The organism is Mycobacterium sp. MMS18-G62 (assembly GCF_053877835.1).
This window is the reverse complement of sequence record NZ_CM132662.1, coordinates 1,908,926-1,928,381: the sequence shown is the minus strand read 5'-3', so window position 1 is coordinate 1,928,381 and position 19,456 is coordinate 1,908,926. Positions and strand designations below refer to the sequence as shown.

The 19,456-nt window shown below is 65.5% G+C and carries 20 protein-coding genes; 12 read left to right on the top strand and 8 right to left on the bottom strand.

Annotated features, from left to right (window positions below):
* The first annotated feature begins 1 nt into the window (after position 1).
* From ACWW36_RS09605 to ACWW36_RS09585, 5 genes are read left to right on the top strand one after another with little or no spacing between them, the layout of a single operon-like run.
* Positions 2 to 1,846: a hypothetical protein gene (locus ACWW36_RS09605; protein WP_456141311.1), complete on the top strand. Its 1,845-nt coding sequence runs from the start codon at positions 2 to 4 to the stop codon at positions 1,844 to 1,846.
* Complete coding sequence (locus ACWW36_RS09600) at positions 1,843 to 2,025, top strand: hypothetical protein (RefSeq protein WP_456141310.1); 183 nt, start codon at positions 1,843 to 1,845, stop codon at positions 2,023 to 2,025. The genes ACWW36_RS09605 and ACWW36_RS09600 overlap by 4 nt, the downstream gene beginning before the upstream one ends.
* Positions 2,022 to 2,435: a hypothetical protein gene (locus ACWW36_RS09595; protein WP_456141309.1), complete on the top strand. Its 414-nt coding sequence runs from the start codon at positions 2,022 to 2,024 to the stop codon at positions 2,433 to 2,435. The genes ACWW36_RS09600 and ACWW36_RS09595 overlap by 4 nt, the downstream gene beginning before the upstream one ends.
* Complete coding sequence (locus ACWW36_RS09590; protein WP_456141308.1) at positions 2,432 to 3,730, top strand: hypothetical protein; 1,299 nt, start codon at positions 2,432 to 2,434, stop codon at positions 3,728 to 3,730. The genes ACWW36_RS09595 and ACWW36_RS09590 overlap by 4 nt, the downstream gene beginning before the upstream one ends.
* A gap of 20 nt (positions 3,731 to 3,750) precedes the next feature.
* Positions 3,751 to 4,302 (top strand): isochorismatase family protein, encoded by a 552-nt coding sequence (locus ACWW36_RS09585; protein WP_456141307.1) that lies wholly within the window; start codon positions 3,751 to 3,753, stop codon positions 4,300 to 4,302.
* Here ACWW36_RS09585 and ACWW36_RS09580 read toward each other — a convergent pair.
* Positions 4,299 to 5,108 carry an enoyl-CoA hydratase/isomerase family protein gene (locus tag ACWW36_RS09580; RefSeq protein ID WP_456141306.1) on the bottom strand — a complete coding sequence of 270 codons (810 nt, stop codon included), beginning with the start codon at positions 5,106 to 5,108 and terminating at the stop codon, positions 4,299 to 4,301. The two genes, ACWW36_RS09585 and ACWW36_RS09580, sit on opposite strands and share 4 nt — an antisense overlap.
* Before the next feature lie 115 nt (positions 5,109 to 5,223).
* Between ACWW36_RS09580 and glgX the strand changes: the two genes are divergently transcribed.
* On the top strand, positions 5,224 to 7,365 hold the full coding sequence (glgX, locus tag ACWW36_RS09575; RefSeq protein ID WP_456141305.1) for a glycogen debranching protein GlgX: 2,142 nt from the start codon (positions 5,224 to 5,226) through the stop codon (positions 7,363 to 7,365).
* A 1-nt stretch (position 7,366) separates the two neighbouring features.
* Here the strand turns inward: glgX and ACWW36_RS09570 are convergent, their stop codons facing one another.
* Positions 7,367 to 7,642 (bottom strand): hypothetical protein, encoded by a 276-nt coding sequence (locus ACWW36_RS09570; RefSeq protein ID WP_456142426.1) that lies wholly within the window; start codon positions 7,640 to 7,642, stop codon positions 7,367 to 7,369.
* A gap of 434 nt (positions 7,643 to 8,076) precedes the next feature.
* On the opposite strand from ACWW36_RS09570, the gene ACWW36_RS09565 reads away from it, so the two are divergent.
* The gene (locus ACWW36_RS09565) at positions 8,077 to 8,637 is read left to right on the top strand and encodes a TetR/AcrR family transcriptional regulator (RefSeq protein WP_456141304.1); all 561 of its coding nucleotides are present in this window, start codon (positions 8,077 to 8,079) and stop codon (positions 8,635 to 8,637) included.
* Here ACWW36_RS09565 and ACWW36_RS09560 read toward each other — a convergent pair.
* Entirely contained in the window at positions 8,621 to 8,992 is a 372-nt protein-coding gene (locus ACWW36_RS09560) for a hypothetical protein (RefSeq protein ID WP_456141303.1), read from the bottom strand. The genes ACWW36_RS09565 and ACWW36_RS09560 overlap by 17 nt on opposite strands.
* 52 nt (positions 8,993 to 9,044) lie before the next feature.
* Here ACWW36_RS09560 and fabG point away from each other — a divergent pair, with 52 nt between their 5' ends.
* A complete protein-coding gene (fabG, locus tag ACWW36_RS09555; protein ID WP_456141302.1) occupies positions 9,045 to 9,821 on the top strand; it encodes a 3-oxoacyl-ACP reductase FabG in 777 nt (258 codons plus the stop codon).
* On the opposite strand, the gene ACWW36_RS09550 is transcribed toward fabG, so the two are convergent.
* Positions 9,818 to 10,450: a PAS and ANTAR domain-containing protein gene (locus tag ACWW36_RS09550; RefSeq protein WP_456141301.1), complete on the bottom strand. Its 633-nt coding sequence runs from the start codon at positions 10,448 to 10,450 to the stop codon at positions 9,818 to 9,820. The genes fabG and ACWW36_RS09550 overlap by 4 nt on opposite strands.
* 129 nt (positions 10,451 to 10,579) lie before the next feature.
* On the opposite strand from ACWW36_RS09550, the gene ACWW36_RS09545 reads away from it, so the two are divergent.
* From ACWW36_RS09545 to ACWW36_RS09535, 3 genes are read left to right on the top strand one after another with little or no spacing between them, the layout of a single operon-like run.
* On the top strand, positions 10,580 to 11,032 hold the full coding sequence (locus ACWW36_RS09545; RefSeq protein ID WP_456141300.1) for a MarR family winged helix-turn-helix transcriptional regulator: 453 nt from the start codon (positions 10,580 to 10,582) through the stop codon (positions 11,030 to 11,032).
* Positions 11,029 to 11,838, top strand: a complete 810-nt coding sequence (locus ACWW36_RS09540) for an ATP-binding cassette domain-containing protein (protein ID WP_456141299.1) — start codon at positions 11,029 to 11,031, stop codon at positions 11,836 to 11,838. Before ACWW36_RS09545 ends, ACWW36_RS09540 begins: the two co-directional genes overlap by 4 nt.
* Before the next feature lie 58 nt (positions 11,839 to 11,896).
* Positions 11,897 to 12,649 carry an ABC transporter permease gene (locus ACWW36_RS09535; RefSeq protein WP_456142425.1) on the top strand — a complete coding sequence of 251 codons (753 nt, stop codon included), beginning with the start codon at positions 11,897 to 11,899 and terminating at the stop codon, positions 12,647 to 12,649.
* Here ACWW36_RS09535 and ACWW36_RS09530 read toward each other — a convergent pair.
* Both ACWW36_RS09530 and ACWW36_RS09525 read right to left on the bottom strand, forming a co-directional pair.
* Positions 12,626 to 14,533 carry an ArnT family glycosyltransferase gene (locus ACWW36_RS09530; protein WP_456141298.1) on the bottom strand — a complete coding sequence of 636 codons (1,908 nt, stop codon included), beginning with the start codon at positions 14,531 to 14,533 and terminating at the stop codon, positions 12,626 to 12,628. The genes ACWW36_RS09535 and ACWW36_RS09530 overlap by 24 nt on opposite strands.
* Before the next feature lie 19 nt (positions 14,534 to 14,552).
* The gene (locus ACWW36_RS09525) at positions 14,553 to 15,047 is read right to left on the bottom strand and encodes a YkgB family protein (protein ID WP_456142424.1); all 495 of its coding nucleotides are present in this window, start codon (positions 15,045 to 15,047) and stop codon (positions 14,553 to 14,555) included.
* A 139-nt stretch (positions 15,048 to 15,186) separates the two neighbouring features.
* Between ACWW36_RS09525 and ACWW36_RS09520 the strand changes: the two genes are divergently transcribed.
* The gene (locus ACWW36_RS09520) at positions 15,187 to 16,260 is read left to right on the top strand and encodes a cellulase family glycosylhydrolase (protein ID WP_456141297.1); all 1,074 of its coding nucleotides are present in this window, start codon (positions 15,187 to 15,189) and stop codon (positions 16,258 to 16,260) included.
* A 3-nt stretch (positions 16,261 to 16,263) separates the two neighbouring features.
* On the opposite strand, the gene ACWW36_RS09515 is transcribed toward ACWW36_RS09520, so the two are convergent.
* Both ACWW36_RS09515 and treS read right to left on the bottom strand, forming a co-directional pair.
* The gene (locus ACWW36_RS09515) at positions 16,264 to 17,595 is read right to left on the bottom strand and encodes a maltokinase N-terminal cap-like domain-containing protein (RefSeq protein ID WP_456141296.1); all 1,332 of its coding nucleotides are present in this window, start codon (positions 17,593 to 17,595) and stop codon (positions 16,264 to 16,266) included.
* Positions 17,592 to 19,373, bottom strand: a complete 1,782-nt coding sequence (gene treS / locus ACWW36_RS09510) for a maltose alpha-D-glucosyltransferase (RefSeq protein ID WP_456141295.1) — start codon at positions 19,371 to 19,373, stop codon at positions 17,592 to 17,594. Before treS ends, ACWW36_RS09515 begins: the two co-directional genes overlap by 4 nt.
* Positions 19,374 to 19,456: the final 83 nt, after the last annotated feature.

The window sequence follows — 19,456 nt, the reverse complement described above, 5'->3', positions numbered from 1 at the left end:
AATGGGGTTTTCACACAGGTCAGAAGCTATTTCCGTGCTTGCCCAAGGCGGTGAGGGAGGTGGCGCGGCATTAGACCAGGTGATCGGCATGTCGGTAGCGGCAGCGGTCGTCGCGGCAGGTCTGCTGTGGATCGGTTACCTGCACCGAATGCGCCGCATCACCTGGCTGAACAACCTTGCCGAATGGGCGGCTCGCAAGTTCAAGCGGCCGGCGTGGGTGGCCTTGCCGATGGCGCTGTTCATCACCACGCTGATCTGCGCGTTGTTCGGGTTCATCTGGGACGTCAGCCTGCACATCGGCAAGGGCCGCGACCCCGGGCCGCTGGCCAACCCCGCGCACTACTTCATCCTGTTCGGCCTTTTCCTGCTGTTCGTCGCCGGCTGTCTTGCGTGTGTGCTGCCCTACGACAAGCCGGGTCAGTCGGCTGTGCGGATCACCCGCAATTGGTACGCACCCGTTGGCGGCGTCTTGATGGCGGGTTGCGGCCTCTATGCGCTCCTCGGCTTTCCGCTCGACGACATCTGGCACCGGATCTTCGGCCAGGACGTCACACTGTGGGGCCCGACGCACCTGATGATGATCGGCGGCGCGGGATTCTCCACGTTGTCCGCGCTCATGCTCAACCACGAGGGACTGAAAGCGATGGGCGATGACGCCCCGACCGGCGGTGTCTTCGTCAAGTTCATCCAGTACCTGGGCTTCGCCGGCATCCTCGTCGGCCTGTCGGTGTACCAGATCGAATTCGATTTCGGCGTACCGCAATTCCGCCAGGTGTTCCAGCCGATGCTGATTGCCGCGGCGGCGGCCTTCGGTCTTGTCGCGGCCCGCGTCATGCTGGGCCGGGGCGCCGCGCTCATCGCCGCCGTGCTGGCGATCGCGCTGCGAGGCGGCGTGGCGCTGGTGGTCGGCCCGATCCTCGGCGCACCGATCAACTGGTTTGCGCTCTATCTCGGACCGGCCATCGTCGTCGAGCTCATCGGGCTCACCCCGCTGCTGAAACGTCCGGTCGTCTTCGGCGCCGTTTGCGGCCTCGGAGTCTCGACCGCCGGACTGTGGCTGGAATCGCTGTGGATCGGCGCGGTCTACCACTATCCGTGGCCGACCAGTATCTGGCCCGTCGCGCTGGCGATGGCCGTCCCTGTCGCCGTTCTCACCGGCGCCTGCGGCGCCCTGTTCGGCATGGTCCTCACGTCGCAGCGACTGCCGTCGCGTGCGATCAGCGTCGGCCTCGTGGTGCTCGCGGTCCTCGCGATCGCCGGCGCCACGGCCAACGGGCTGCGCTACAACGTGCCGCAGAACGTCACCGCCACCGTCACGCTCAGCGAGGCGCCTGCCGGCCAAGGCCAGCGGATGGTGAACGCCGATGTCCGGATCAACCCGCCGGACTTCGTCAGCGCCGACCCCAACTGGGTATCGATCCTGGCCTGGCAGGGCCATCTGCAGAATCAGCGGGGCCAGGTCGTCGAGAATCTCGTGAAGCTGGGTCCCGGTCACTACCGCACCACCGAACCCGTCCCGGCGTGGGGCACGTGGAAGACACTGCTGCGGTTGCACGACGGAATGACGTTGACCGCGGTGCCTATTTATCTCGCCGCCGATCCGGGCATCGGCGCACCGGAGGTTCCTGCGCAGGCGTCGATGACGCGGCCGTTCGTCGCCGAGATCACCATCCTGCAGCGGGAGCGCAGCCCCGACACCCCGGTCGTGCTCTGGACCATCGGCTGCCTGATTGTCTTGTTCTGCACGCTGGTCCTCATCGGCGTCCTCAGTTGGGGCGCCGGGCGGATCAACCGCAGCGAGACCTCGGGCACCGAGGCCGAACTCCAGCCGACGGCGCAGGCGTGACAGGTCAACCGCACGTCGAGTTCCTGGCCCACCACGGCCTGCTCCTTGCGATACCTGCATTCGCACCGGCGATCGCAGTAGCGGCCGTGGTGGTCTACATCGCGGTGCGTGACCGACGGTCACAGGATCCGCCTCACAGTGAGAATTCAGACGCGGCGGGCCAAGATGGTTCACCGTGACGAAAACTAGAACCTTCGCGATTCTGGCGGCGGCCGCGACGCTCACGGCTGCATGCGGCGGATCCAACCACAGTGAAAGTGGCTCCAGCACAGCGCCGTCGACGGTCAGCCCGTCGGATATGTCCAACAACCAAGCGCCACCGAGCCGGCTGGTCATCGACGTCAACATCAAGGGCGGCCAGGTGACGCCGACCAACGCGCAACTGCAGGCCACGGTCAAGGAGCAGATCGTCATCCGGGTCAACAGCGACGTCGCCGACGAGTTGCATGTGCACTCCAACCCCGAGCACACGTTCAAGATCGAGGCCAAGCCGATGCAGTCGTTCCAGTTCACCGTCGACGTGCCCGGAAAGGTCGACGTCGAGCTTCACCAACTGAACAAGACCGTCGCCACCATCGCTGTGCAGTGAATCCCGATCGGTCCGTCGCCGTATTGGCCCATGGCCTCGGCGGGTCGACCGATCTGCCGATTCCGTTGGCATACGCGCTCATCGGGGCCGCGTGGGCGTTGACGTTCACCTTCGCCGTCGTCGCCCTCGCCTGGCGAAAGCCACGGTTCGATCCGGACAAGCCGGGCCATGCGCTGCCGCGCTGGGTCACGGCCGTGGTCGACGCGCAGGCGACGCGCTGGGTGGTGGCGCTGACGGCGTTGCTGTTCGCGGCATGGGTGGCGATCGCCGCAGCGGCCGGTCCGCAGGACGCCGACAATCCACTGCCCGGCGTCTTCTACGTGTTGATGTGGGTCGGGTTGGTGGCCGTGTCGCTGGCGGTCGGGCCGGTGTGGCGGGTCGTCTCGCCGGTCCGCACGGTACATCGATTGCTGGGCAAGCCGTCCTTGCGTCGCGAATACCCCGAAGCGTGGGGCAACTGGCCGGCAGTGGGCGGCTTGTTTGCGTTCGTGTGGCTGGAGTTGGCCAGTCCGGATCCGGGATCGCTTGCCGCTATTAAGGTTTGGTTGCTGGTCTACCTCGCGGTGACCTTGGCCGGATCGCTGTGGTGCGGTGAACGGTGGTGTGCCCGCGCCGATCCGTTCGAGGTGTACAGCGTCGTGGCGTCGCGGCTATCGCCCTTTCGGCGAAACAATGTGAGTCGAATCGTGATCGGCAATCCGTTCGACCACCTGCCGTCGCTGCCGGTGCGGCACGGCACGCTCGCCGTGCTCGCGGTGTTGCTGGGATCGACTGCGTTCGACAGCTTTTCGGCCACTCCGGGCTGGCGCAACTTCGTCGACGACCACACGGCGTCACCCCTGACGGCGACGTTGCTGCGCACTGCCGGGTTGCTGGTGTTCGCCGCGATGGTGGCTGGCACGTTCTGGCTGGCGGCCCGCGCCACTGGCGGCGTCGATCGGCAACGGCGGCGCGAGCTGCCCGGACTGATGGCCCACTCCCTGATCCCGATCGTGATCGGTTATGTGTTCGCCCACTACCTGACGTATCTCGTCGAACGCGGCCAGCAGACGATCATCCTGTTGTTCGGCCTGCACGACGCGCAAGTGAGTTACGTACTGTCGCAGCATCCGTCGGTGCTGGCCACCGTGAAGGTGAGTTGTGTGGTGGCCGGTCATATCGCCGGCGTCGTCGCCGCGCACGACCGGGCGCTGCGGTTGTTGCCTGCCGGACACCAGCTCACGGGACAGCTGGCGATGATGCTGGTGATGGTCGGCTACACATTCACCGGGCTCTATCTGTTGTTCGGCGGCTAGGCGGCTCCTAACGTGGAGGCATGCGGGCGCTCATCATCGACGACGTTCAGAACGACTTCTGCGAGGGCGGTTCGCTGGAGGTGAAGGGCGGCTCCGCGGTGGCGCGCGGCATCTCGGACCTCCTCGCCGGTGATCACGGCTACGCCCACGTCGTGGCCACCAAGGATTTCCACATCGATCCCGGCGAGCACTTCTCCGACAACCCCGACTACACGGTGTCGTGGCCGCGGCACTGCGTTGCGGGCACACCCGGTGCGGACTTCCACCCGGACTTCGACCCGGGCGTGGTCGAAGCTGTGTTCAAGAAGGGTCAGCATTCTGCCGCGTACAGCGGGTTCGAGGGCACCGATGATTCGGGCACGACGCTGGTGGACTGGTTGCGCCAACGGGGCGTCGACGAAGTCGACGTCGTCGGGATCGCCACCGACTACTGCGTGCGCGCTACGGCCCTCGATGCCGCCGCGGCCGGGTTCAAGACGCGTGTGCTGCTGGGGCTGACCGCCGGCGTCGCACCCGAGTCGAGCGCCAAGGCGCTCGAAGACATGCGGGCCGTCGGCGTCGAGGTCGCCTAGTCGGACGACGGGGTGCCGGTCCACTGCGGCGCCCGGCCCGCAAGGAATGCGCGCACACCCTCCTTGGCGTCGTCGTGAGCCATCAGTCGCAAATGGATGTCGGTTTCACGGACGCCGACGGCCTCACGATCCAGGTCGAACGAATCCCACAACAACCGCTTACTCGCCGCCACCGACATGGGTGCGGTGTTCTCGGCGATGTCGTGGGCTAGCTCGAGGGCCGCAGGCAGAACCTCGTCCGCGTCGAAGACCCGGCTGCCCAGTCCCAGCTGCACTGCCCGATGCCCGTCGAAAGTGGCTCCGGTCAACAGGATTTCGGCCGCGTTGGCAATGCCGACCATGCGCGGCAGCACCCAGTGGGAGTAGGCGTCCCCGACGACGCCGCGCCTGACCTGAACGACACCGTACTTCGCGTCGGCGGCAAAGAACCGGATGTCGCACTGCAGCGCCAGCGTCAGTCCCAAACCGAGCGCGTGACCGTTGACCGCCGCGATCACCGGCTTGGACAGCGTCCACGCGGGCACGTCGACGCCGGCGGCCGAAAAGCCCGGCCCGGGCTCGGCGAACGTGTCCTCGCCGGCGACCAGGTCGGCCCCAGCGCAGAACGCGGGCGGGGCGCCTGTCAGCACGATCACGCGCACCGAGTCGTCGCGGTCGAGGGACCGGTAGGCGTCGGCTAATTCCTCGCGCATGCCGTCGCCGACCGCGTTGCGCCGGGCGGGCCGATTGAGTGTGATCATGGCCACGCCGCGGTCCGCCGTAACCAGCAACGTCCGGTATTCGGGCAGGTTGGCACGGCTGGACATTGGGTACCTCCGGTGGTGAGGAAGGGGCGGCCGCCGCCCCGTATTGTCGCCTTGGTCAGCACCCAGTCTGTCTGGGTTCGTCTGGTTCTCTGGTTTTTCGCAAGGAGTGTGCACGTTGACCCAAGCCGCCGCGCGGCAGCAGCCACCGCCCGAGCTACCGGAGGTGTGGCCCGGCAAGGCCTATCCGCTGGGAGCCACCTACGACGGGTCGGGCACGAACTTCGCGGTCTTCAGTGAGGCCGCTGAGCGGGTCGAGGTGTGCCTGTTCAACAACGGCACCGAAACCAGGGTGGCGCTGCCGGAAGTGGACGGTTTCGTCTGGCACGGATTCCTTCCGACCATCGAGCCGGGCCAACGCTACGGCTACCGCGTGTACGGCCCTTACGATCCGCCGGCAGGACAACGCTGCAACCCGAACAAACTGCTCCTGGATCCCTACGCGAAGGCCATCGACGGCACGTTCGACTGGAACCAGTCACTGTTCGGCTACAACTTCGGAGACCCCGACAGCCGCAACGACGACGACTCGGCTGCGAGCATGCCGAAGTCGGTGGTGATCAACCCGTTCTTCGACTGGGGAGTCGACCGCCCGCCCGGCCACGAATACGCCGACACGGTCATCTACGAAGCGCACGTCAAGGGTCTTACGCAGACGCATCCCGACATCCCCGAACAGATCCGGGGCACCTATGTGGCCGTCGCGCATCCGGTGATCATCGAGCACCTGCAGTCGTTGGGTGTCAACGCCATCGAGCTGATGCCGGTGCACCACTTCGCCAACGACTCGACGCTGATCGACAAGGGGCTGTCGAACTACTGGGGCTACAACACGATTGGGTTCCTCGCGCCGGACTCGAAGTACAGCTTCAGTCCGACCCCAGGCGGCCAGGTCCAGGAATTCAAGGCCATGGTCCGCGCTCTGCACGAGGCGGGTATCGAGGTGATCCTCGACGTGGTCTACAACCACACCGCAGAGGGCAATCACCTCGGGCCGACGCTGTCCATGCGCGGCATCGACAACGCCGCCTACTACCGGCTCGTCGACGACGACAAGCGCTACTACATGGACTACACCGGCACCGGCAACAGCCTCAACGTCGGTCACCCGCACTCTTTGCAGTTGATCATGGACTCGTTGCGGTACTGGGTGACCGAGATGCACGTCGACGGCTTCCGCTTCGACCTGGCCGCAACGCTGGCCCGCGAATTCTACGACGTCGACCGGCTGGCCGCGTTTTTCGAACTCGTGCAACAGGATCCGACGGTCAGCCAGGTCAAGCTGATCGCCGAACCGTGGGATGTCGGGCCTGGCGGCTACCAGGTCGGCAACTTCCCGCCGCAGTGGACCGAGTGGAACGGCAAGTACCGCGACACCGTCCGCGACTACTGGCGCGGGGAGCCCGCCACCCTCGACGAGTTCGCGTCCCGCCTGACCGGTTCGGCGGATCTCTACGAGCACACGGGCCGGCGCCCGGTGGCCTCGATCAACTTCGTGACCGCCCACGACGGGTTCACGTTACGAGACCTGGTGTCGTACAACGAGAAACACAACGAAGCCAATGACGAGGGCAACCGCGACGGGGAAAGCAACAACAAGTCGTGGAACTGTGGCGCCGAAGGTCCTACCGAAGATCCGACCATCAACGCGCTGCGTTCCCGGCAGCAACGCAATTTCCTTGCCACACTGCTGCTTTCGCAGGGTGTGCCGATGATCTCACACGGCGACGAGCTCGGCCGCACACAGCGCGGTAACAACAACGTGTACTGCCAGGACAACGACATCTCATGGGTGAACTGGGAACAGGCCGACACTGAGCTGATGGAGTTCACCCGCGAGGTGTCCGCGCTGCGTGCGGCTCACCCGGTGTTTCGCAGGCGCCGGTTCTTCTCCGGCCGCCCAGTGCGTCAGCGCGGCGGCGACGGACTACCCGACATCGCGTGGTTCGCGCCCGACGGTTCGGAGATGAGCGACGAAGACTGGGAGACGGCGTTCGCCAAGTCGGTCGGGGTGTACCTCAACGGCCAGGGCATTCCCTATCTGGACGAGCGCGGGCAACGCGTCACCGACGACTCGTTCGTACTGTTCTTCAATGCCCACTACGAACCGATCCAATTCACGCTGCCGCCAAAGGAATTCGGCGAATCGTGGAACCGCGTGATCTACACCGGTTCGGATGGAGCCGAAGGACCGGTCGAGGCAGGCGCGACGGTGACGGTCGATGCGCGGGCGGTGCTGGTGCTAGAGGCGGCGAGTTAGGTCACTCGACGACCGGGAAGATCGAGTCGCCGTCCTCAGGTGTGCCGCTGACCTGTCCGCGCTCGGCGCCATGGCTTTCCGGGTCGATCTCGTCCATCGCGACGCCCTCGTCGGTCGGCACGATCGACGGTTCGGGCTCCTCGGCGGCCAGCCTCTCGTCAAGCGACTCACCCTCGGGCTCCTCGGCGATGTGGTCGGCCGCTGCCCAGCGCTCCGGCGGATCGACCACCTCGTCGCCGTCGTCGTTTCGGACGTCGTCCGAATCGAGGGCCTCCATCGGGCGCAGGGTGTCGTCCACACCACCCTCGTCGTTCGGGGAGTCGGCGAATTCAGGGTTGACGCTGTCCACGTCTGATCGATTGCCCACTCGTGGGGTTACTAAACGCGCTCGACGGCGGGCGGCCCGTGCTGAACGGGAGATGTGTTGTGCGCCAGCGTGCTTGCTGGCCGAGTTGGACTTTCCGTACCTGGCCGTATGGTACCGTTAGCTGCTGCAGCAACCGTGGCCGCCGTGCAGGCACCGAGTTTTTCTCGCGAGTGCCGCCGGCCGGGCGGGCCGGAAGTAGGAGCCGAAGAGCGGCGGCGCCCTACCTTGGCGGCCACGGTTGCCAGCTCATCGACCACGCTAGGCAATCTTGCCGATGTTTGCCAGAAATTTATTTCCGTGAGGGTTAGTTACTGCCCCGGACGAGATCGCCGTATGCTCGCGGCATGGCGCCCCGGCGCGACCCCGGCCGCCGGCTGACGGATGAGGACTGGATCCAGACCGGATTCGTGATCCTCGCCGAGACCGGCCCGAACGCGTTGCGCGTCGACGCGCTATGCAAGCGGCTGAACGTGACGAAGGGCAGTTTTTACTGGCATTTCGCCGACATGCAGACCTACCGCACTGCCCTGATCGACGCATGGGCCAACCTCAACGACGAGCACCGCCGACCGTTCGAGGACATGCGCGACGTCGAACCTCGCGAACGCCTGGCGCTGATGTTGCGCACCTGGGTCACGCCGCAGCAGTGGGACCTCGAACGCGCGATGCGGGCGTGGGCGCTGACCGACGAAACGGTGCTGGCGAGTGTTCAGCGAAGCGATCGGAGAATCCTGCGCGCGATCACGCAAGCCTTTGCCGACGTCGGATTCCTGCCGGAGGATGCCGCGTTGCGGGCGACGGTGTTGGTCGCGACGGGAATCGGGTTCCTGCAGGGCTCGACGTCGGTCGGCTATGCGTTGGAGGAAATGCGGGAGCGTTTCCTCGACTTCATGCTCCGCCCGTAGGTTCCAACCCGGTCTTGCGGTCGAGGTACTGCAGCAGGTCGTGGGCGGCCAGCTCGATGTCCTTGTGCCGCCACTCCGACGCGCGGTAGACGCAGGCGATCAAACCGGTGCGGTGAAGACGGCGAAAGTCCCCGTACACGAATGCGTACCTGGCCTTGGTGCCGTCTTTGGCGCCGTCGGTCAGCCCCAGGTGCCATTCGGCGTACTCGTCGAACGAGTGCGCATCGAGATAGGAGTTCTGGTCGTCGGCGCGGGGTTGCGCCTCTCCCCAGTCGCTGTCGAGGACGTACTGGCGCGCGTCGATGAGCTGCCGTGCCTTGGCCACCGCGGCGTCGTTGAGCAGGTACTTGGCCATCACCCCATTGTCCGCCCTGCGGGCGCAGCTTCCATGCCCGACACTGATGCGCATGTTCTCACTGGCAGCCAAGTCTGTGCTGGTCACCGGCGGCACCAAGGGAATCGGCCGGGGTATCGCCTCGGTGTTCGCGACGGCGGGTGCGCACGTGGCGGTCGCCGCCCGGTCGAGCGCCGATATCGACGCCGCGGTCGCCGCCCTCGACCGGTTGGGTACGGGCAAGGTGATCGGCGTCGCCGCCGACGTCTCTGACCGCGAGTCCTGCACGACGATGGCCGACGCCGTCGTCGACGCGTTCGGCGGCCTCGACGTGTTGTGCGCCAATGCCGGCATCTTCCCCGACGCGCCGCTGCAGACGATGACGCCAGAGCAACTCAACGAGGTGCTGGACGTCAACGTCAAGGGGAACATCTACAGCGTGCAGGCCTGCCTCGATGCGCTCATCGCGTCGGGTCGCGGCCGGGTAATTCTGACGTCGTCGATCACGGGTCCGATCACTGGATTTCCCGGGTGGTCGCACTACGGCGCGTCCAAGGCCGCCCAGCTGGGCTTCATGCGCACAGCGGCGATCGAACTCGCGCCGCACCGGATCACGGTCAACGCGGTACTACCGGGCAACATCCTGACCGAGGGACTGGCGGACCTCGGGGAGGACTATCTGGCCGGGATGGCGCGGGCGATACCCGCTGGCGCGCTTGGCACGCCCGAAGACATCGGATATCTCGCGGCGTTCCTCGCCAGCGACGAGGCAAGCTACATCACCGGTCAGGCCATCGCCGTCGACGGCGGTCAGGTGCTGCCGGAGTCCCCGGACGCGCTGGCCGGTTAATCGGGTTTGGCGTGCTCGTGGGCGGTCGACAGGATGTCGGCGATTCGGTCCCTGTCTTCCGATTTCAGCGCTGACTCCCGACCGGCGAGCTCGACGAACGCTGCCGCAATCTCACGGAGTTTGACGTTGGTTTCCTGCGAGCGCCGGGCCAACATGGCGAACGCGTCGTCCTGCGACACGCCGAACGTCAGCATGAGCATTCCCATGGCCTGATTGATGGCTGCCCTGCGCCGGGCGATGGTTCCGACGACCTCGTCGAGCGAGCGCCGGACGTCGGCGTCGAACTCGTCGGTGACGTCGATGTAGAACCCTGCAGTGCCGAGGAACTCGCCGTTGTCGTACCAGCGATCCCCGACCACGACCACCACGCGCACATTGCCCGCGGTGTCGATGATGCGGTGCCGGCTCGAGAATGGCACCCCGTTGCGCCGTACTTGGTCGATCAGCTCGGCAACCGTCGGCTTGTCATCGGGGTGCTTGTGGGAAAGCACAAGTTCGGTGGTCGGCGTGACAGTGCCGGGCTCGTAGCCGTGCATGGCAGCCACCTCGTCGGACCATTCCCAGCGATCCTCGTTGACTCGGTACTTGAAGCTGCCCGCCAGCGGCCAGCCCGATGCCGGTCGCTTCACGTCGTACGTCCCCTCCCTTACTCCCCGCCCCCACCGTGGAGTATGTCGTTCCGTGTCCTGTCGCGAAGGTGAAATCTGCGGTCCAAGCGTCCCGGGAAATTAGCTCTGTAACAGAGGTAATATTACCCCGTGGACACCCGCCCCGACCTGACCGCTGAACTGTTCAACGTGGTCGGGAGGTTCCGGCGCCAGCTGCGCCGCTCGGCGGGACGGGGATTCGATGCGATCGGCATGACCCAGTCACAAGCCGAAATGCTGCGCTTGGTCGGCCGTCAACCGGGTATCTCGGTTCGGGAGGCGGCCGCCGAGCTGGCGCTGGTCCCCAACACCGCGTCCACGTTGGTGTCCAAGCTGGCGACCGATGGTCTGCTGATCCGGACGGTCGACGCCCAGGACCGCAGGGTCGGCCGGTTGAGGCTGACCGAGCCTGCGCAGCTCATCGCCGACGAGTCACGGGCCGCGCGTCGGGCAGCGCTGTCGGCGGTGCTCGATGAGCTCGACGCCGGTCAGCTCGAGCGGCTGGCGAACGGATTGGAGGTGCTGGCCGAAATGACCCGCATGCTGCATGAAAGACAACCATGAACACTCCGGCGATCGACTGCAGGCATCTCACCCACCGCTACGGCGAGTTCACCGCGGTCGACGACTTCAGCCTGCAGGTCAGCCAGGGCGAAACGGTCGGCCTGCTGGGGCCCAACGGCGCCGGAAAGACGACCGTGGTCAAGGTGCTGACCACGTTGATGCCCGTGAAACGCGGTGAGGTGCACATCTTCGGGCTGGATTCACGGCGCCACACCATGGACATCCGCCACAACATCGGCTATGTGCCGCAACAGCTTTCGATCGAATCGGCGCTGACCGGCAGGCAGAACGTGGAGCTGTTCGCCCGGCTTTACGACGTGCCTCGCGCCGAACGGGCGAAGCGAGTAGACGAAGCGCTGGCCGCGATGCACTTGCGCGAGGTGGCCGACGGGTTGGCCAGTACATATTCCGGTGGCATGGTCCGGCGCCTGGAGTTGGCGCAGGCGCTGGTGAACCGACCGTCGCTGCTGATCCTCGACGAACCGACGGTTGGCCTGGATCCGATTGCACGAGACGGTGTCTGGGCTCAGGTTCGGCGGATGCAGGAGGAGTTCGGGATGACCGTGCTGCTCACCACGCACTACATGGAGGAGGCCGACGCGCTGTGTGACCGGGTGGCGCTGATGCATCACGGCCGCCTGCAGGCGGTCGGCTCGCCTGCCGAGCTGAAAAAGACGGTGTCTGAAGGGGCCACGCTCGAGGACGTCTTCCGTCACTATGCGGGATCCGATCTCGTCGAGGACACCACGCAAGACGCCTTCCGGGCGGTCCGCTCCACCAGAAGGACGGCGCGTCGTGTCAGTTGAACCGAAAGCCGACGTCGAGCTGGTTCGCGCGCCCCATGGATGGCGCCGCGTCCGCGGGATGGTGTTGATGGTCGGCGCTTTCGCATTGGTCGAGCTGCAGAAGCTCCGGCACGACCGCACCGAGCTGTTCACTCGCATGGTGCAGCCTGCGCTGTGGCTGCTGATCTTCGGGCAGACGTTTTCACGTCTGCGGGTCATCGATACCGGCGATGTTCCGTATCTGGCGTTCCTCGCGCCGGGCATCATCGCGCAGTCGGCGTTGTTCATCTCGATCTTCTACGGCATCCAGATCATCTGGGACCGCGACGCGGGCATCCTCGCCAAGTTGATGGTGACGCCGGCACCGGCGTCGGCATTGGTGACCGGCAAGGCGTTCGCCGCCGGCGTGCGGTCCGTGGTGCAGGTGATCGGTGTTGTCGCGTTGGCGTACCTCCTTGGCGTCCACATGACCGTCAACCCCTTGAAAATCATTGCGGCAATGGGTGTTGTGGCATTGGGCTCGGCGTTCTTCGCCTGCCTGTCGATGTCGCTGGCCGGCCTTGTCCGCAATCGCGACCGGTTGATGGGCATCGGCCAGGCCATCACCATGCCGTTGTTCTTCGCGTCCAATGCGTTGTATCCGGTCGACGTGATGCCGCAGTGGCTGCGGTGGCTGTCGACGGTCAACCCGCTCAGCTATGAGGTCAATGCGCTGCGCGGGTTGTTGATCGGTACACCGACGAATCCGGTCCTCGACATCACCGTGCTGGTGGTCGCCGCGGTGGCCGGCATCGCCGCGGCATCGGCGTTACTGCGGCGCCTTGTCCGCTGATTTCGGCGCCGACAGGTCGTAGACAGTCGCGTCACCGACCGTTCTTGACGGGAAGGTGGCAGCCACCCAGTTCGCGATGTCGGTGTGGCCGCGATTGCCCCAGCCCGGGCCGCGGCCACGGTTGTTGACCGTGATGTAGTAGGCCACCTTGTGTTGCGCCACATCGTCTGCAAACTCGCTCAGTGTTGGCACCGGGTCGCTACCGGAGAAGCCACCGATCGCCATCACCGCTGTGTCCGTTGACAATTCGAGGCTGGCCGCGCTCGAGGATCGGTTGATCGCTGCCGACCACTCGGTATTCGTCGCCTTGAGCATCGCGTCGAGATCAGGGTTGTTCACGCCCTGGTCGAACCTTCGCATGGCGCTGTGCCGCGACGCGTCGGCGGGTCCGACGGTCGGTCCACCACCCTGATGCGGCTGACCGATGGTCGCGATCGTGTAGGCGGCAGGTCCTGCAAGTGCCGCGACGAGACCCGCGATCAGCGCCCCCGTCTTGAATCGGCTCACCAGCGCCGCGGCCGCCACCACGGTGATGACAAGAACGGCCCAGCGCAGCGCGGGCAACCAGTCACCGTTTCTGCCAAGGGTCCACCAGCTCCACGCTCCGCTTGCGAGCGCCAATGCGGCGAGACCTCCTCGGCACCACCACTTTTCGTGTCGCCGCCACATCTGCACAACACCGATGGCGAACATCGCCGCGACGGCAGGCGCGATGGACAGGCAGTAGTAGGGATGGATCATGCCGTGCATGTAGCTCAGCACCAGCCCGTCGATGAGCAGCCAGCCGCCGAACAGAATCGCTGCGGCCCGCACCAGATCCGTCCGCGGGGTGCCGCGGCGGGACACGATGACCAATACCGTGGCGAGCAGCGACGCGGGCACCAGCCAGCCGATTTCGAAGCCGAACTCACCGGAGAACAAGCGGGTCCACCCTTGTGTCTGGGCGCCGAACCCTGCGAAGCCGCCGTGTGTCCCGGTGTTCAGCTGCGCGCCGGCGGCCGTGCCGACCACTTCCTGCGGCGGTTCGAACCCGGTGTGATCGCGGCCGAGGATGCGCGCAAAACCGTTGTAGCCCAGCACCAAATTCATGAAGTTGTTGTCGGTCGAGCCGGCGATGTATGGGCGTGACGACGCCGACCACAGCAGGGTCAGCACCACGAACCAGCCTGCCGACACCATGAATGCGACCGCGGCGACCAACACGTGGCGTAGCCGGGTGCGCCACGGCGCGGGGGCCGCGAGGAGGTAGGCGGCCGCCAGTGCGGGCGCCACCATCAACCCCTCCAGCATCTTCGCCAGAAACGCGAATCCGAGCGCGACACCGGCCCACGCCAGCCATTTCGCACTGGCTGCGCCCAGTGCCCGCACGGTGCAATACGCCGCCGCCGTCATCAGCAACACCATGACCGCGTCGGGATTGTTGAACCGAAACATCAACGCGGCCACCGGTGTCAGCGCCAGCACCGCCCCGGCGAGCAGCCCAGCGCGCGGACCGCTGATCCGTGTCACTGCGCCATAGATCAGCGCCACCGCGGCCACCGCCATCAAGGCCTGCGGGATCAGCATGGCGGCGCTGCTGAACCCGAATATCTGCCCGGACAGCCCCATCACCCATTGCGAGACCGGAGGCTTGTCGACGGTGATGAAGTTGTGCGGGTCCAGCGACCCGAACAGCAGAGCTTCCCAATTCGTCGAACCCGCTTGTGCCGCAGCGGCATAGAACTGATTGCCCATACCGTTGACTGTGATGTTCCACAGGTACATCACCGCCGTCGCTACCAACAGCGCAACGAAGCCCACCCGATCCCACGTATTCGTGGGCGTCTGGGTGGGCTCGTCGCCGTCGATGGCGGATGTCGGCGCGTCTAACGTCGTTGTCGTCACATATGCCAGTGACTCATCGCTACCCTGCGTGAACCTGTGAGGAACCGGCGAGAGTGCTGCGCGTCGCCCGCAGCGCGTCGGTCAGGGTCCACACCGAGACTCCGATCAGCGCGACGTCCTTGAACAGGAACCCGCCGCTCAGCGACAGGAGCGGGAACCCTCCCGCGGACGCCTCGAATACGCCCGGCGTGGTGAACAGAAAGCTGATCGTCGCGGCGAACAACAGGATGGCCAGCGCGCTGCCGTATACGGACGCCCTCGGCCACCATGGCTTCACGGCGATCAACACCGCCGCGGCGACTTCGAACACCCCGAGCAGAGCCGAGAACGTGTACACCGAGAAGATGTCGTACAGCCAGCTCATGAATGGGCTTTCGGACACCAGCGGCGCAATGCCCTTCGCCTCGTAATCGGTGAATTTGAGGCCGCCGAACCAGGCGATGACGATGACCAGGCCGTAGCGCGCGAACAGGCCGCCGACCGTGTCGATGGTGTTTTGCTTGACGGATTGCATCTGTTGTGTGGTCATGCCGTGTGGTGCCGCGTACGGCAGTCACCGTTACACCGCAGTGCGCTGGTCTGGGTTTTGTTACTTTCAACTAGGCAAATCCGATACACCTCTTGTTCGGATCGCCCGAGAAATGGGGGAATGCATGCGCACTCTTGTGAAGTCCGTCGTCGCGCTGGTGGCGGTGGCCGTGCTGTCGGCAACCGCGGTCAACGTGTTGACATCCCCATCACCGAAGGCGGGGAGCTACCCCGTCGTCGAGTCGGCCGCGGTCGGATCGATCGGCTTTGCCGACTCGGACATGTGGGGCTACGGGCCCGACGACGTCAACCATGCGATGGACTTGATGCTCGCCGCCGGAGTGCACAGCGTGCGCGTCCTGATGCCGTGGGCGGGGATCCAGCCCGATCCGAACACGTGGGACTGGGGCCAGGTCGATCTGATGGTCGGCGCCGCCAACGCCAGGGGCATGAGCGTCATCGGAATCCTCAACTCCTCGCCGGGCTGGGCGGCCGTGCCGGGCACGCTGGCTCTTGCGGGGCCGCCCGCGGACATGGCCACCTACGGCGACTTCGCCGCCGCGGTCGCCGGCCACTTCCGTGGCCGGGTGGCCGGCTACGAGGTGTGGAACGAGCCCAACTCGGTGATGTTCTGGGCCACGGGCGCGCAGGGCCCCGACGCCGCCCTCTATACGCAGATGCTCAAGACGGCGTATCCGCGGATCAAGGCCGCCGATCCGGGCGCCACCGTCATCGGCGGGGTGTTGGGCTGGGTGGTTTCGTTCGGTTCGCTGACCGTGGACCCGGTGGTGTTCCTGCAGCGGATGTACGACGCCGGAGCCGCAGGCAGCATGGACGCGTTGTCGTTTCACCCGTACCACTACGGCATCAAGTTCTCCGCGGGCCGCGGCGTCGCCGACTCGCCGATGACCCAGCTGGAGGCGATGCGCGGACTGATGGTGGCCCACGGTGACGGCGGCAAGAAGATCTGGGCCACCGAGTACGGCGAACCCACGTCGTCGGTCGACGAGGCGACTCAGGCCGACTACATCCGCGACTTCCTGACCACCTGGCGGTCGCTGCCCTACACCGGGCCCGCGTTCATCTACACGCTGCGCGACCGCAATACGGGCAGTGGCAGTGACCAGGACACCCTCGGTGTCTACCGGACGGACTGGACCCCGAAGCCGGCGGTGGATGTCATCCGGTCGCTGGCGTAAGCCTCAGCCGACGATCCGCGCGATCGACTTGAGCGGGATCGGCAGCCAGCTCGGCCGGTGCCGCGCCTCGTAGGCGGCTTCGTACACCGCCTTGTCGAGCTCGTAGGCGGCGAGCAGATGCCCGGATTCGCGGGGATCCGCACCCGACACCGCTGCGTAGCCGTCGCAGAAGGAGGCGGCGTTGCGGTCCACCCACTCGCGGGCGCGCGCAGCGATTTGACGGTCCCGGTCCTCGGCTCCGAAGTCCCGGGACTGGTCCATCATTCGTTGATAGGCGGCGTATTCGAATGACCGCAGCACGCCGGCAACGTCGCGCAACGGCGAGTCCGGCCGCCTTCGTTCGTCGAGAGGCTGGCCCGGTTCCCCTTCGAAGTCGATCACCAGCCAGGTTTCCGGTGTGCGCAACACCTGACCGAGGTGAAGGTCTCCGTGTATCCGCTGAACCGTGATGGTCTCCTCGGTGAGCTTGCGGTAGCTCTCCTCGATCTGCGGAAGATAGGGCTCCAAGTCTGCGACCGAACCCGCAGCGGACCACAGCCGCTCCAGCATTGTCTCGGCCAGGAAGGGCACGGTCGAGGTGCCGAGGTGTTCGGCCAGCGTCGCGTGCACCGATGCGACCGCCTCGCCGAGTCGGTACGACTCCCCGGCGAAGTCGCCGCCGACCTCGTCGGCGTACAGGTCGCCCTCCGCGAAAAGGTCGCGGGTGCTCGCCGTGGCCATGTCCCAGCCCTCGGCGGAGTTGGCGGCGAATTCGGCGACCATGCCCAGTGCGTACGGCTCGCCACCAAGCGTCGTCTCGAAGGAGCCGAGCAGCCTCGCCACGTGCGGGTTGCCGGCGCGGGCCAGCACGCGGTTGAGTTCGATGTCGGGGTTGGTCCCGGGCGTGATGCGGCGAAACACCTTGAAGATGGCTTCTTCTTCGAACACCACGCTGGTGTTGCTCTGCTCAGCGCCAGAGACCCTCGGCGCTGCGTCGAGTGGCAGCGCGACGTCGGGTTCCTTGCTGAAGCGGACGTCGCCCACGGTCGCCGACGAGTCGATCAGCGTCAGCAGATAGTGCGCGGCGACCGGGTCGTAGAGCGCGTCGTACGCGGTGCGGTCGTCGTCCGTGCCGATCGTCGCGACGGTGCTGTATTCGTCGATCGGGCCCGAATCCCAACGCACGATCACCTGATAACGCTCGGAGGAGCCGTCGGTGTAGGACACGTCGAGGACCACCAGCTCGAGGTCGTCCCGCAATGGGACCACCATCGCCGGTTTGGCGGAGGACAGCTCGCGGGTTCGGCCCGCATACCAGCGTTGCTGCGGTAGCCACTCGTCGAACGGCAGATTCATGACTGCTCTCCCGGCTCTGGAGCCCGCAGCTGGAACCAGTAGAAGCCATGACCGGGCAGGGTCAGCAGATAGGGCAACTGGCCGATATGTGGAAATTCAACGTACCCGGTCATCTCGATTGGGGTGTACCCGTTGTAGTGCTGCAGGTTCATCTCGATGGGCTGCGGGAATCGCGACAGGTTGTTGACGCACAACACGATGTCGCCGTCGGATTCGCGGACGTAGGTCAGCACCGACGGGTTCGAGCCGCCCAACTCGTGGAAACTCCCGATCGCGAACGCGTCGTGGCGTCGCCGCACCGCGAGCATGGTGCGCGTCCAGTTCAGCAGCGAGTTGGAGATATCGCGCTGCGCCTCGACGTTGACGGCTTGATAGCCGTAGATCGCGTCCTGGTTGGGCGGCAGATACAGCCGTCCCGGTGTGGCCGTCGAGAAGCCGGCGTTGCGGTCGGGTGTCCACTGCATCGGCGTGCGCACGCCGTCGCGGTCACCGAGCCAGATGATGTCGCCCATGCCGATCTCGTCGCCGTAGTACAGCACCGGCGATCCCGGCAGCGACAGAAGCAGCGCGGTGAACAACTCGATCTGGTTGCGGTCGTTTTCGAGCAGGGGCGCCAACCGTCTGCGGATACCGACGTTGGCCTTCATCCGCGGGTCCTTGGCGTATTCGGCGTACATGTAGTCGCGTTCTTCGTCGGTGACCATCTCCAGCGTCAGCTCGTCGTGGTTGCGCAGGAAGATGCCCCACTGCGCCATCTCCGGGATCTCCGGCGTCTGCGTGAGAATCTCGCTGATCGGGAACCGCGATTCGCGGCGCACCGCCATGAAAATGCGTGGCATCAAAGGGAAATGGAATGCCATGTGGCATTCGTCGCCGCCGGTCTTCGCGTCACCGAAGTACTCGACGACGTCGGCCGGCCATTGATTGGCCTCGGCCAGTAGAACGCGTCCGGGGTACTCGTCGTCAATCACCTTGCGGCAGTGCTTGAGGAACGCGTGCGTCTCGGGGAGGTTCTCGCAGTTGGTGCCTTCGCGTTCGAACAGATACGGCACGGCGTCCAGCCGGAAACCGTCAATGCCGATGTCGAGCCAGAAGCGAAGGACGTCGAGCATCGCTTCCTGCACGGCGGGGTTGTCGTAGTTGAGGTCTGGTTGGTGGGAAAAGAAGCGGTGCCAGTAGAACTGCCGCCGCACCGGATCGAATGTCCAGTTGGATTCTTCGGTGTCGACGAAGATGATTCGCGCGTCGGCGTATTTGTCGCTGGTGTCACTCCACACGTAGAAGTCGCCGTAGGGCCCGTCGGGATCGCGGCGCGATTCCTGGAACCACGCATGCGAGTCCGACGTGTGGTTCATGACGAGGTCGGTGATGACGCGGATGCCGCGACGGTGCGCGGCATCCAACAAGGCGACGAAATCGTCGACGGTGCCGAATTCCGGCAACACCTTGTAGAAGTCGCGGATGTCGTAGCCGCCGTCACGCAACGGCGAATCATAGAACGGCGGCAGCCAAAGACAGTCAACGCCAAGCCACTTCAGGTAATCGAGCTGTTCGGTCAGGCCGCGCAGATCGCCAGAACCGTCGGAGTTCGAGTCGAAGAAGGCACGCACCAGTACTTCGTAGAACACCGCACGCTTGAACCACGTGCGGTCCTCCGGAATCAGACGTGCGTGTCCGAAGTCATCAGCGTTGGGATGTTCGACCACGCCGTCCTCGACGTGGCTGCCCTCTGCTGGATCGTGCTCTGGAGAGTTGGAGGCACCGCTGATTACGTCCATACAGACTTCAAACCTACCCATGATGTCCAGAATTGAATCGCGGCAATTCGCGCGCAAACTAGCGGTTGAATCCGCAGTCGCTA

Coding starts and splice junctions, on each gene's coding strand:
- ACWW36_RS09560 (WP_456141303.1), bottom strand. CDS start 8,992: ATGGCCAAGTACCTGCTCAACGACGCCGCGGTGGCCAAGGCACGGCAG.
- fabG (WP_456141302.1), top strand. CDS start 9,045: ATGTTCTCACTGGCAGCCAAGTCTGTGCTGGTCACCGGCGGCACCAAG.
- ACWW36_RS09580 (WP_456141306.1), bottom strand. CDS start 5,108: ATGTCCAGCCGTGCCAACCTGCCCGAATACCGGACGTTGCTGGTTACG.
- ACWW36_RS09540 (WP_456141299.1), top strand. CDS start 11,029: ATGAACACTCCGGCGATCGACTGCAGGCATCTCACCCACCGCTACGGC.
- treS (WP_456141295.1), bottom strand. CDS start 19,373: ATGGACGTAATCAGCGGTGCCTCCAACTCTCCAGAGCACGATCCAGCA.
- ACWW36_RS09525 (WP_456142424.1), bottom strand. CDS start 15,047: ATGCAATCCGTCAAGCAAAACACCATCGACACGGTCGGCGGCCTGTTC.
- ACWW36_RS09570 (WP_456142426.1), bottom strand. CDS start 7,642: ATGGAGGCCCTCGATTCGGACGACGTCCGAAACGACGACGGCGACGAG.
- ACWW36_RS09515 (WP_456141296.1), bottom strand. CDS start 17,595: ATGAATCTGCCGTTCGACGAGTGGCTACCGCAGCAACGCTGGTATGCG.
- ACWW36_RS09585 (WP_456141307.1), top strand. CDS start 3,751: ATGCGGGCGCTCATCATCGACGACGTTCAGAACGACTTCTGCGAGGGC.
- ACWW36_RS09605 (WP_456141311.1), top strand. CDS start 2: ATGGGGTTTTCACACAGGTCAGAAGCTATTTCCGTGCTTGCCCAAGGC.
- ACWW36_RS09565 (WP_456141304.1), top strand. CDS start 8,077: ATGGCGCCCCGGCGCGACCCCGGCCGCCGGCTGACGGATGAGGACTGG.
- ACWW36_RS09520 (WP_456141297.1), top strand. CDS start 15,187: ATGCGCACTCTTGTGAAGTCCGTCGTCGCGCTGGTGGCGGTGGCCGTG.
- ACWW36_RS09535 (WP_456142425.1), top strand. CDS start 11,897: ATGGTGTTGATGGTCGGCGCTTTCGCATTGGTCGAGCTGCAGAAGCTC.